The sequence below is a fragment of the Pseudomonas sp. Pseusp10 genome, from assembly GCF_059492225.1.
The window spans coordinates 594,368-606,368 of sequence record NZ_CP168528.1 but is presented as its reverse complement, the minus strand read 5'-3'; the positions used below and the strand labels follow the sequence as shown (position 1 = coordinate 606,368).

General features: G+C 56.8%; 11 protein-coding genes. 9 read left to right on the top strand and 2 right to left on the bottom strand.

All coding sequences use genetic code 11. The features are described from left to right. Window positions 1-15: 15 nt before the first annotated feature. Both dnaN and dnaA read right to left on the bottom strand, forming a co-directional pair. On the bottom strand, window positions 16-1,119 hold the full coding sequence (gene dnaN / locus ACEN8Z_RS02775; RefSeq protein WP_007969885.1) for a DNA polymerase III subunit beta: 1,104 nt from the start codon (window positions 1,117-1,119) through the stop codon (window positions 16-18). Between the two features lie 39 nt (window positions 1,120-1,158). Next, window positions 1,159-2,682 (bottom strand): chromosomal replication initiator protein DnaA, encoded by a 1,524-nt coding sequence (gene dnaA, locus ACEN8Z_RS02770; protein WP_008002312.1) that lies wholly within the window; start codon window positions 2,680-2,682, stop codon window positions 1,159-1,161. Window positions 2,683-3,248: 566 nt separating this feature from the next. Between dnaA and rpmH the strand changes: the two genes are divergently transcribed. The 9 genes from rpmH to ACEN8Z_RS02725 all read left to right on the top strand — a co-directional run bounded on the left by rpmH (window position 3,249) and on the right by ACEN8Z_RS02725 (window position 11,959). Then, window positions 3,249-3,383, top strand: a complete 135-nt coding sequence (gene rpmH / locus ACEN8Z_RS02765; protein ID WP_003213577.1) for a 50S ribosomal protein L34 — start codon at window positions 3,249-3,251, stop codon at window positions 3,381-3,383. Between the two features lie 16 nt (window positions 3,384-3,399). Further along, window positions 3,400-3,801 (top strand): ribonuclease P protein component, encoded by a 402-nt coding sequence (gene rnpA, locus ACEN8Z_RS02760; protein WP_277538067.1) that lies wholly within the window; start codon window positions 3,400-3,402, stop codon window positions 3,799-3,801. Next, entirely contained in the window at window positions 3,794-4,039 is a 246-nt protein-coding gene (yidD, locus tag ACEN8Z_RS02755) for a membrane protein insertion efficiency factor YidD (RefSeq protein ID WP_010207715.1), read from the top strand. The genes rnpA and yidD overlap by 8 nt, the downstream gene beginning before the upstream one ends. A gap of 2 nt (window positions 4,040-4,041) precedes the next feature. Beyond that, window positions 4,042-5,721 carry a membrane protein insertase YidC gene (gene yidC, locus ACEN8Z_RS02750; protein WP_495596700.1) on the top strand — a complete coding sequence of 560 codons (1,680 nt, stop codon included), beginning with the start codon at window positions 4,042-4,044 and terminating at the stop codon, window positions 5,719-5,721. A gap of 79 nt (window positions 5,722-5,800) precedes the next feature. Beyond that, window positions 5,801-7,171 carry a tRNA uridine-5-carboxymethylaminomethyl(34) synthesis GTPase MnmE gene (mnmE, locus tag ACEN8Z_RS02745; protein ID WP_495596699.1) on the top strand — a complete coding sequence of 457 codons (1,371 nt, stop codon included), beginning with the start codon at window positions 5,801-5,803 and terminating at the stop codon, window positions 7,169-7,171. 550 nt (window positions 7,172-7,721) lie between these two features. Further along, window positions 7,722-9,620, top strand: coding sequence for a tRNA uridine-5-carboxymethylaminomethyl(34) synthesis enzyme MnmG (gene mnmG / locus ACEN8Z_RS02740; protein ID WP_116262426.1), 1,899 nt, complete (start codon window positions 7,722-7,724; stop codon window positions 9,618-9,620). Beyond that, window positions 9,617-10,261, top strand: coding sequence for a 16S rRNA (guanine(527)-N(7))-methyltransferase RsmG (rsmG, locus tag ACEN8Z_RS02735; protein ID WP_007969895.1), 645 nt, complete (start codon window positions 9,617-9,619; stop codon window positions 10,259-10,261). The genes mnmG and rsmG overlap by 4 nt, the downstream gene beginning before the upstream one ends. Window positions 10,262-10,279: 18 nt before the next feature. After that, on the top strand, window positions 10,280-11,077 hold the full coding sequence (locus ACEN8Z_RS02730) for a ParA family protein (protein ID WP_008002319.1): 798 nt from the start codon (window positions 10,280-10,282) through the stop codon (window positions 11,075-11,077). Window positions 11,078-11,086: 9 nt separating this feature from the next. Beyond that, a complete protein-coding gene (locus tag ACEN8Z_RS02725; RefSeq protein WP_102700984.1) occupies window positions 11,087-11,959 on the top strand; it encodes a ParB/RepB/Spo0J family partition protein in 873 nt (290 codons plus the stop codon). Window positions 11,960-12,001: the final 42 nt, after the last annotated feature.

Below are 12,001 nucleotides of genomic sequence, written 5' to 3'. Positions count from 1 at the left end.
TTCTGCTGAACATGATTACAGACGCATCGGCATGACAACGTAGGCCGAGTCGTCGTTATCCGATTCCTGCACCAGCGCACTGCTGTTGGAGTCGGACAGGATCAGACGAACCTGCTCGGTGGTCATCACGCCCAGCACGTCGAGCAGGTAGCTCACGTTGAAGCCGATTTCCAGAGAGCCGCCGTTGTATTCAACGCCCACTTCTTCTTCCGCTTCTTCCTGCTCCGGGTTGTTCGCCTGGATCTTCAACTGACCGCTAGCCAGTTGCAGACGGATACCGCGGTACTTCTCGTTGGACAGAATCGCGGTACGGCTGAACGCTTCGCGCAGAGCCTGACGATCACCCAGAACCAGCTTGTCGCCACCTTTAGGCAGAACACGCTCGTAGTCCGGGAATTTACCGTCGACCAGTTTCGAGGTGAAGGTGAACTCACCGGTGGTAGCACGGATGTGATGCTGACCCAGAACGATGCTGACATTGCCGTCCGGCTCGGTGAGCAGGCGCGCCAGTTCGAGGATACCTTTGCGCGGCACGATGACCTGGTGACGATCCGGCTGACCGATATCGGCCTGCATGGAGCACATGGCCAGACGGTGACCATCGGTGGCTACGGCGCGGATCACGCCAGCGGACACTTCAAGCAGCATGCCGTTGAGGTAGTAGCGCACGTCCTGCTGGGCCATGGCGAAGCTGGTGCGTTCGATCAGACGACGCAGCTTGCTTTGCTCCAGGCTGCAGGTCAGCGAGCCCGGGCCTTCTTCCACGGTAGGGAAGTCGTTGGCCGGCAGTGTAGACAGGGTGAAGCGGCTACGGCCGGCTTTGACCACAAGCTTCTGCTCATCGACCTTGATGTCGATCAGCGCATCGTTTGGCAGGCTTTTGCAGATGTCCATCAGCTTGCGCGCTGGCACGGTGATGGAACCCGGATCCGCCGGCTCTTCGAGTTGAACACGACCAACCAGCTCGACTTCCAGGTCGGTACCGGTCAGCGACAATTGCTGGCCTTCGACAACCAGCAGCACGTTGGAGAGCACCGGCAAGGTCTGGCGGCGTTCGACGACGCCTGCGACCAGTTGCAGGGGTTTCAACAGGGCTTCGCGTTGAATGGTGAAATGCATGGTCTAGTCCCTTGCCTTAATAAGCTGCGCTGGTGTTCATCAAGTGGTCAGAGTACGCAGCAGGTTCTTGTAGTCCTCGCGGATGTCCGCGTCGGATTCCTTAAGTTCGTTGATCTTGCGGCACGCGTGCAAAACCGTCGTATGGTCGCGTCCGCCAAACACATCGCCGATTTCCGGCAGGCTGTGGTTGGTCAATTCCTTGGACAACGCCATGGCGACCTGCCGTGGACGAGCGACCGAACGCGAACGGCGTTTGGACAGCAAGTCGGAGATCTTGATCTTGTAGTACTCGGCGACAGTGCGCTGAATGTTATCCACAGAGACCAGTTTATCCTGCAACGCCAACAAGTCCTTCAGGGATTCGCGAATCAGCTCGATGGTGATATCGCGGCCCATGAAGTGCGAGTGGGCGATCACGCGTTTGAGCGCGCCTTCCAGCTCACGGACGTTGGAGCGAATGCGCTGGGCAATGAAGAACGCGGCGTCGTGAGGCAACTCGACTTTGGCCTGATCGGCCTTCTTCATCAGGATCGCCACCCGGGTTTCCAGCTCCGGCGGCTCGACCGCTACGGTCAGGCCCCAGCCAAAGCGGGATTTGAGGCGTTCTTCAAGGCCTTCGATTTCTTTCGGGTAGCGGTCACTTGTGAGAATGACCTGCTGGCCACCTTCGAGCAGGGCGTTGAAGGTGTGGAAAAACTCTTCCTGGGAACGCTCTTTGCGGGCGAAGAACTGAATGTCGTCGATCAGCAACGCATCCACCGAACGGTAGAAGCGTTTGAACTCGTTGATTGCGTTCAGTTGCAGGGCCTTGACCATGTCGGCCACGAAACGCTCGGAATGCAGGTACACCACCTTGGCATTCGGGTTCTTCTTTAATAGATGGTTACCCACAGCGTGCATCAAGTGGGTTTTACCCAGGCCAACGCCACCATAAAGGAAGAGCGGGTTGTAACCGTGCTTGGGGTTGTCCGCCACCTGCCAGGCGGCGGCGCGCGCCAACTGGTTGGATTTACCTTCAACGAAGTTCTCGAAGGTAAAGGTACGGTTCAGGTAACTGGTGTGCTTGAGCGCACCTTCGACCTGCACGGTACGTTGCTCGGCGCGCACAGGAGCCTGTTGCGAACTGGCGCCGGCCATTGGATCGAAGCTGTCACGGGAAGGTTCTTCCTCGGTGACCTCTGTCACTTTTTGCGTGGCACGTTTGGTCGAAGCGGCGGCTGGTGCTGACGGCGGCGGACTGGCGGGCGCTTGAGCAGCCTGAGCCTGGGATGCCGCGGCAGCCAGGGGAGCATTTGGCGCAGCACGGGGTGCCGAACTGCGTTTGCTGCCTATTAACAAGGAAAGCGCAGGCGCCATGCCATTGCCGTGCTCATCGAGCAGTTCGAGAACACGCCCCAGGTATTTTTCGTTGACCCAGTCCAGAACAAAACGATTGGGCGCATAGACACGCAACTCGTCGCCTTCGGCTTCGACCTGTAGTGGACGGATCCAAGTGTTGAATTGTTGGGCAGGCAGCTCATCGCGCAAAAGCTCCACGCACTGCTGCCAAAGTTCCACTGACACGGATATCCCCTAAGTTGAAAGCCGGTGAGGCAAAAACAAGCGGCCATTGTAGCGACCAGACGCCGACTTATCCACACGAAGGTGGTTCATCGACCAAGAAGAATCGTCGTTTTATACGCAAAAAAGGCGACCAGTGGTCTGTGCATAAGCTCTGTGGATAACCAGGCTTAAGGTCATTGCACAAGTGGGGGCGAAACTCGGTGGATAACCTGCCTGTGGATAAACCGACCTTCCACACACAGGTTATCCGACAGCGCAGCACAGGCTGAACACTGTTTTCCACTGTAGTTGTCATTCTCTGTACATCAGGTAAAACAAGGGCCTGATCGAGTTATCCACAGAAAAGTGCGGGCCTAGCTTTTATAAGCTTTACAGAAAAGCTTTAAATACTTTCCTTTCTTATTTCTATATTTACCGACGGTTCGTACAGCGCAAAACGTCTGGAGATCTATTTATAAGGAAACGTTGGTTGGAAATTGACCTGAAGGCTTGCTTTCTCTAGAATCCCCGGTCTCTTAAAACGGGGGCCATTCCGGCCCGTTGTGGACGAACCAGGTAACACGACAATGAAACGTACTTTCCAACCAAGCACTATCAAACGCGCTCGTACCCACGGTTTCCGTGCTCGCATGGCTACCAAAAACGGTCGTGCCGTACTGTCGCGTCGTCGCGCCAAAGGTCGTGCGCGTCTGGCAGTTTGATAAGCCGGCACTGGAGGTGAGTCAGGACTTCAGTCGGGAAAAGCGTCTGCTTACTCCCCGGCATTTCAAGGCAGTCTTTGACTCCCCTACCGGCAAGGTTCCGGGGAAAAATCTCCTGCTCCTTGCGCGCAACAACGATCTTGATCACCCCCGTCTCGGGTTGGTTATCGGGAAAAAGAGCGTAAAGCTCTCCGTCGAGCGCAATCGCCTCAAACGTCTGATGCGCGAATCGTTTCGCCTGAACCAGGATTCGCTGGTCGGTTGGGACATCGTTATCGTCGCGCGCAAAGGTTTGGGTGATGTAGAAAACCCCGAATTGATTCAGCATTTCGACAAACTCTGGAAGCGCCTGGCTCGCAGTTCGCCGGTACCAGCAGTCAAAACCGAAACTGTAGGGGTAGACAGTCCAGATGCGTAAACTGGCACTCGTTCCGATCCAGTTTTATCGCTATGCCATTAGTCCCCTGATGGCCAGTCACTGTCGTTTCTACCCCAGTTGTTCCTGCTACGCGTTAGAAGCCATCGAAAATCATGGCCTTCTTCGCGGTGGCTGGCTGACCTTTCGTCGTTTAGGTCGCTGTCATCCGTGGAATCCCGGTGGTTATGACCCGGTTCCACCTATCCCTACCTCCCGTTCTTCTTCGATGGCCGAGTAATCATGGATATCAAACGCACGATCCTGATCGTCGCCCTGGCAATCGTGTCCTACGTTATGGTTCTTAAATGGAACCAGGACTATGGTCAGGCTGCCCTGCCGACTCAGAATGTTGCCACCAATACGACTGCATCGGGCCTGCCGGATACGGCATCTGGCTCCAACACTTCTGCCAGTGACGACATTCCACGTGCTGCAAGCGACACCAGCGCACCTGCCGAAACTCCGGTGGCTGTGAGCAAGGACCTCATCCAGATCAAAACGGATGTACTGGACCTGGCTGTCGACCCACAAGGTGGCGATGTTGCCCAGCTGACCCTGCCGCTGTATCCGCGTCGTCAGGATCACCCGGAAATTCCGTTCCAGCTGTTCGATAACGGCGGCGAACGTACTTATCTGGCGCAAAGCGGTCTGATCGGCAGCAACGGTCCGGATGCAAATCCTGCCGGTCGTCCGGTTTATTCCTCGGAGAAGAAGGTTTATCAGCTGGCTGACGGTCAGGACCAATTGGTCGTGGACCTGAAGTTCAGCAAGGACGGCGTCAACTACATCAAGCGTTTCACCCTGAAACGCGGCCTGTATGACGTAACCGTTTCCTACCTGATCGACAACCAGAGCGCTCAGCCCTGGACGGGTGCGATGTTCGCGCAATTGAAGCGTGACGCCAGCGCCGATCCTTCGTCGACCACGGCTACCGGCACCGCGACTTACCTGGGCGCTGCCCTGTGGACAAGTTCCGAGCCGTACAAGAAAGTGTCCATGAAGGACATGGACAAGGCGCCGTTGAAGGAAACCGTCACTGGCGGTTGGGTTGCCTGGTTGCAGCACTACTTCGTGACCGCATGGATTCCGGCCAAGGGCGAAAACAACGTCATCCAGACCCGTAAAGACAGCAAAGGCAACTACATCATCGGCTACACCGGCCCATCGATGAGTGTTGCGCCGGGTGCCAAGGCTGAAACCAGCGCTGTTCTGTACGCCGGTCCGAAAAGCCAGGCCGTGCTGAAAGAGTTGTCCCCAGGTCTGGAATTGACCGTCGACTACGGCATTCTGTGGTTCATCGCCCAACCAATCTTCTGGTTGCTGCAACATATCCACGCCATTGTGGGTAACTGGGGCTGGTCGATCATCTTCCTGACCATGCTGATCAAAGGGCTCTTCTTCCCGTTGTCGGCTGCCAGCTACAAATCCATGGCGCGCATGCGTGCAGTGGCTCCGAAACTGGCCGCGCTGAAAGAGCAACATGGCGATGACCGACAGAAAATGTCGCAAGCCATGATGGAGCTGTACAAGAAAGAGAAGATCAATCCGCTGGGTGGTTGCTTGCCAATCCTCGTGCAGATGCCGGTTTTCCTCTCGCTGTACTGGGTTCTGCTGGAAAGCGTTGAAATGCGCCAGGCGCCGTTCATGCTGTGGATTACTGACCTGTCGATCAAGGATCCGTTCTTCATTCTGCCGATCATCATGGGTGCAACCATGTTCATCCAGCAGCAGCTGAACCCGACTCCTCCGGATCCGATGCAGGCCAAGGTGATGAAGTTGATGCCGATCATCTTCACCTTCTTCTTCCTGTGGTTCCCGGCAGGTCTGGTGCTGTACTGGGTAGTGAACAACTGCCTGTCGATCGCCCAACAGTGGTACATCACTCGTAAGATCGAAGCGGCTACTAAAGCAGCTGCCTGATTTACACTGTGGATAACCACTCAAAACGCCCCCTAGTGGGGCGTTTTGCTATCTGTCACTTTTGTCTGGATACCGGTTTATGAGCGTTCCTCGTGAAACCATCGCCGCCGTCGCCACCGCTCAAGGTCGCGGCGGTGTAGGCATCGTGCGTATTTCCGGGCCGTTGGCCAGCATTGCGGCCAAGGCCTTCAGTGGTCGCGAGCTCAAGCCGCGATTTGCTCACTACGGTCCATTTTTCGGTGAAAACGACGAGGTGCTGGACCAGGGCATTGCCTTGTATTTCCCTGGCCCGAACTCGTTCACTGGCGAAGATGTGCTGGAGTTGCAAGGCCATGGCGGTCCGATTGTTCTGGATATGTTGCTCAAGCGCTGCCTGGAACTGGGTTGCCGGCTCGCTCGACCGGGGGAATTCAGTGAGCGCGCCTTCCTGAACGACAAACTGGACCTCGCCCAGGCCGAAGCCATTGCCGACCTGATTGAAGCCAGTTCTGCCCAGGCTGCGCGAAACGCGTTGCGCTCCCTACAGGGGGCTTTCTCGTCACGTGTGCATAACCTCACCGAGCAACTGATCGGCCTGCGGATCTATGTCGAAGCGGCCATCGATTTTCCGGAGGAGGAAATTGACTTCCTTGCCGATGGCCACGTCCTGAGCATGCTCGACAAGGTGCGCGACGAGTTATCCACCGTCATGCGCGAAGCCGGGCAGGGCGCCTTGCTGCGTGACGGCATGACCGTGGTCATTGCCGGTCGTCCGAATGCCGGTAAATCCAGCCTGCTCAATGCCCTGGCCGGGCGTGAAGCGGCGATCGTGACCGAAATTGCCGGCACCACCCGCGATGTGCTTCGTGAACATATCCACATCGATGGCATGCCGTTGCACGTTGTAGATACCGCCGGTCTGCGCGATACCGATGATCATGTGGAAAAAATCGGCGTCGAACGTGCCTTGAAAGCCATCGGCGAAGCGGATCGGGTACTGCTGGTGGTCGATGCCACGGCACCGGAAGCCCTCGATCCATTCGCACTCTGGCCGGAGTTTCTGGAAATCCGTCCCGATCCCGCGAAAGTCACCCTGATCCGCAACAAGGCCGACCTCACGGGCGAAGCCATTGCCCTGGAAGTCAGTCAAGACGGTCACGTCACCATCAGCCTGAGTGCCAAATCTGGTGGTTCAGGCCTGGAGTTGCTGCGTGATCACCTCAAGGCCTGCATGGGCTATGAACAAACGTCCGAAAGCAGCTTCAGCGCTCGCCGGCGACACCTTGAGGCGCTACGTCATGCCAGTGCTGCCCTCGAGCATGGTCGTGCCCAATTGACCCTGGCCGGTGCGGGCGAGTTGTTGGCCGAGGATTTGCGCCAGGCTCAGCAATCGCTGGGAGAAATTACCGGCGCTTTCAGCTCCGATGATCTGTTGGGGCGAATTTTTTCCAGCTTCTGTATCGGTAAATAGCCCTCCTGTTGTTCACAGACAGGCCATTCGTGCCTGTCTGCTCTCTCCTTTTCAGAATAAACCCTCCAGTGCCGAGCTGACTTTGTCTGCTTGAGCGGAATTCCTGTACCTGAATTTCGAGCAAACGGCATTTTTCTGTGGATTAAGCCCTGTGAATAACCGCCGCTAAGGTCAGTTGATAACAGGGCTCGAAAACTGAATACAACCACCTCTGTGGATAACAACCCCTTTCATCCACAGGCTTACACCGGTTATCCAAGGGCCTCATTGGCACATGACCACAGGGTTTTGAATCTCTGTACACATTGAAAACAAAGGCCTGTATAAATCTATCCACAGAAAGGCAGGTGCATAGAAATAAACATAAAAACAGAGATTTAATAAATTTCTCTCTTTTTAATTTCTATAACTCCGACTTTTCCACAGCTGGTTAATTTTTGTGCAAAGGGTTCTTTAGGAAGGGCGAAGTCCCTATACTTGTCGACCAGGTCCAAAAACCTGAGCTCAAACTATTCCTGAATTACCTACTTAAGCAGGCACGAGGTGCGTGGTGGATTTCCCTTCCCGTTTTGAAGTGATCGTCATCGGCGGCGGTCATGCCGGTACCGAGGCAGCACTGGCCTCAGCACGTATGGGGGTCAAAACCCTGTTGCTGACGCATAACGTGGAAACCCTCGGTGCCATGAGTTGCAACCCGGCCATCGGCGGGATCGGCAAAAGCCATCTGGTCAAGGAAATCGACGCCTTAGGTGGCGCGATGGCCATGGCTACCGATAAAGGCGGCATCCAGTTTCGCGTGTTGAACAGCCGTAAAGGCCCGGCGGTGCGAGCAACCCGCGCACAGGCAGACCGGGTTCTGTACAAGGCCGCTGTCCGCGAAATCCTGGAAAACCAGCCGAACCTGTGGATATTTCAACAAGCTGCTGACGATCTGATCGTCGAGCAGGAACAAGTCCGTGGTGTTGTCACCCAAATGGGCCTGCGTTTCCTCGCCGACTCGGTGGTTTTGACCACCGGCACCTTCCTCGGTGGACTTATCCACATTGGTTTGCAGAATTTCTCCGGTGGTCGCGCTGGTGATCCGCCGTCGATTGCCTTGGCACACCGTCTGCGTGAACTTCCTCTGCGTGTCGGTCGCCTGAAAACCGGTACTCCACCGCGTATTGATGGCCGGTCTGTTGATTTCTCGGTAATGACCGAGCAACCGGGCGATACGCCGATCCCGGTGATGTCGTTCCTCGGCAACAAGGAACAACATCCACAGCAAGTCAGTTGCTGGATTACCCACACGAACGCCCGTACCCACGAAATCATCGCGGCGAACCTCGACCGTTCGCCGATGTATTCCGATGCAGGCGAGATCGAAGGCATCGGTCCACGTTATTGCCCGTCGATCGAAGACAAGATCCATCGCTTTGCCGATAAGGAAAGCCATCAGGTGTTCATCGAACCGGAAGGTTTGACGACGAACGAGCTGTATCCGAACGGGATATCCACAAGCTTGCCGTTCGACGTGCAATTGCAGATCGTGCAATCGATCCGCGGCATGGAAAACGCGCACATCGTGCGTCCGGGCTACGCGATCGAGTACGACTACTTCGATCCACGCGATTTGAAATACAGCCTGGAAACCAAAGTCATCGGCGGCCTGTTTTTCGCCGGGCAAATCAACGGCACCACCGGTTACGAAGAAGCCGGCGCCCAGGGTTTGCTGGCCGGGACCAACGCCGCACTGCGTGCGCAAGGCAAAGATGCCTGGTGCCCGCGTCGCGACGAGGCCTACATCGGCGTGTTGGTCGACGACCTGATTACCCTCGGCACCCAAGAGCCGTACCGGATGTTCACGTCCCGTGCCGAATACCGTCTGATCCTGCGCGAAGACAACGCCGACCTGCGCTTGACCGAAAAAGGTCGCGAATTGGGCCTGGTGGATGACGTGCGTTGGGCCGCTTTCTGCAAAAAACGCGAAAGCATCGAACTGGAAGAGCAGCGCCTGAAAAGCACCTGGGTACGCCCGGGCACCGAACAAGGCGATGCGATTGCCGAAAAGTTCGGCACGCCGCTGACCCACGAATACAACCTGCTGAATCTCTTGAGTCGTCCGGAAATCGACTACGCTGGTCTGATTGCCGTGACCGGTGGGGGCGCAGAAGATCCACAAGTCGCCGAACAGGTCGAAATCAAGACCAAGTACGCCGGCTACATCGATCGTCAACAGGATGAAATCGCACGCCTGCGCGCCAGCGAAGACACCAAACTGCCTGTGGATATCGATTACACGAACATTTCCGGTCTCTCCAAAGAGATCCAGAGCAAGCTCGGTGCGACCCGTCCAGAGACTTTGGGCCAGGCGTCGCGCATCCCGGGCGTTACACCGGCAGCCATTTCGCTGTTGATGATTCATTTGAAAAAACGCGGCGCGGGCCGTCAGTTGGAGCAAAGCGCTTGAGTTCGTTGGTCACTTCGCAACACGCAGAAGAGTTATCCACAGGTGCTCGCCAACTCGGTGTCACGCTGACAGAAACCCAGCACGCACAACTGCTGGGTTACCTGGCCCTGTTGATCAAGTGGAACAAGGCTTACAACCTCACCGCCGTGCGTGATCCGGACGAAATGGTTTCCCGTCACTTGCTCGATAGTCTGAGTGTGATGTCTTTCATCGAAAACGGTCGCTGGCTCGACGTCGGCAGCGGCGGCGGCATGCCCGGCATTCCGCTGGCCATCCTGTTTCCCGAGTCCCAGGTGACTTGCCTGGACAGCAACGGCAAGAAAACCCGCTTCCTGACCCAGGTAAAACTCGAACTCAAACTGGATAACCTGCAAGTTATCCACAGTCGCGTCGAAGCGTTCCAGCCTGCCCAGCCGTTCAACGGGATCATTTCCCGGGCGTTCAGCAGCATGGAAAACTTCAGCAACTGGACTCGCCACCTCGGCGATAGCGAAACACGCTGGCTGGCAATGAAGGGCGTTCATCCGGCCGATGAGCTGGTAGCATTGCCGGCAGACTTCCACCTCGATAGCGAACACGCCCTGGCCGTACCTGGTTGCCAAGGCCAACGCCATCTGCTGATACTGCGCCGCACGGCATGATTGGGAACACAAGCAAGAATGGCTAAGGTATTCGCGATAGCGAACCAAAAGGGTGGCGTGGGCAAAACCACCACCTGCATCAACCTCGCAGCATCCCTGGTCGCGACCAAGCGCCGGGTGCTGTTGATCGACCTTGATCCACAGGGCAACGCCACCATGGGTAGCGGTGTGGATAAACATGGCCTGGAAAACTCGGTCTACGACCTGCTGATCGGCGAATGTGACCTGGCCCAGGCCATGCACTTCTCCGAACACGGTGGTTACCAGTTGTTGCCGGCCAACCGCGACCTCACCGCGGCCGAAGTGGTGCTGCTGGAAATGCAGATGAAGGAAAGCCGTCTGCGCAGCGCGCTGGCGCCGATCCGGGAAAACTACGACTACATCCTGATCGACTGCCCGCCGTCGCTGTCGATGCTGACATTGAATGCACTGGTTGCCGCCGACGGGGTAATTATCCCCATGCAATGCGAGTACTTCGCTCTTGAAGGCTTGAGCGACCTTGTGGATAACATCAAGCGCATCGCCGAACTGCTGAATCCGAACCTCAAGGTCGAAGGCCTGCTGCGTACGATGTACGACCCGCGCCTGAGCCTGATGAACGATGTCTCGGCGCAGCTCAAGGAACACTTCGGCGAGCAGCTCTACGACACCGTCATTCCGCGCAACATCCGTCTGGCCGAAGCGCCAAGCTACGGCATGCCGGCGCTGGCGTACGACAAATCATCGCGGGGCGCCGTTGCCTATCTGGCATTGGCGGGCGAAATGGTTCGTCGTCAACGCAAAAACTCACGCATCGCCGCTGCTCAGGCAACTTAAGGAATCCCCATGGCCGTCAAGAAACGAGGTCTCGGACGTGGACTGGATGCTCTGTTGAGTGGTCCGACTGTCAGCTCGCTGGAAGAACAAGCGGCGCAAGCCGATCAGCGTGAGCTGCAACACCTTCCCCTGGATCTGCTCCAGCGCGGCAAATACCAGCCGCGTCGTGACATGGATCCGCAGGCGCTCGAAGAACTGGCGCAGTCGATCAGGGCCCAGGGCGTCATGCAGCCCATCGTGGTTCGCCCGATCGGCAGCGGCCGCTTTGAAATCATTGCCGGCGAACGCCGCTGGCGCGCCAGCCAGCAAGCGGGGCAGGAAACCATCCCGGCGATGGTTCGCGATGTACCCGATGAAACCGCGATCGCCATCGCGCTGATCGAGAACATCCAGCGCGAAGACCTGAACCCGATTGAAGAAGCGGTGGCCCTGCAGCGTTTACAGCAGGAGTTCCAGCTGACCCAGCAACAGGTGGCCGAGGCAGTGGGCAAGTCCCGGGTGACCGTGGCTAACCTGCTGCGCCTGATTTCCTTGCCGGAAGTCATCAAGACCATGTTGTCCCACGGCGACCTGGAAATGGGTCATGCCCGCGCATTGCTCGGTTTGCCGGAAAATCAACAGGTTGAAGGGGCGCGACATGTTGTCGCACGCGGACTGACCGTGCGCCAGACTGAGGCACTGGTTCGCCAGTGGTTGAGTGGCAAACCGGAGCCTGTCGAACCGGCAAAACCGGACCCGGATATCGCTCGTCTCGAACAGCGCCTGGCCGAGCGCCTAGGCTCTGCGGTGCAGATTCGCCACGGTAAGAAGGGTAAAGGGCAGTTGGTGATTGGTTACAACTCCCTCGATGAGCTTCAAGGCGTACTCGCACATATCCGCTGAAACATTTCCTCATGTAGCGTGCAGACGGAAATCACTACCTGA

Coding starts and splice junctions, on each gene's coding strand:
- dnaN (WP_007969885.1), bottom strand. CDS start 1,119: ATGCATTTCACCATTCAACGCGAAGCCCTGTTGAAACCCCTGCAACTG.
- rpmH (WP_003213577.1), top strand. CDS start 3,249: ATGAAACGTACTTTCCAACCAAGCACTATCAAACGCGCTCGTACCCAC.
- yidD (WP_010207715.1), top strand. CDS start 3,794: ATGCGTAAACTGGCACTCGTTCCGATCCAGTTTTATCGCTATGCCATT.
- yidC (WP_495596700.1), top strand. CDS start 4,042: ATGGATATCAAACGCACGATCCTGATCGTCGCCCTGGCAATCGTGTCC.
- mnmE (WP_495596699.1), top strand. CDS start 5,801: ATGAGCGTTCCTCGTGAAACCATCGCCGCCGTCGCCACCGCTCAAGGT.
- ACEN8Z_RS02730 (WP_008002319.1), top strand. CDS start 10,280: ATGGCTAAGGTATTCGCGATAGCGAACCAAAAGGGTGGCGTGGGCAAA.
- ACEN8Z_RS02725 (WP_102700984.1), top strand. CDS start 11,087: ATGGCCGTCAAGAAACGAGGTCTCGGACGTGGACTGGATGCTCTGTTG.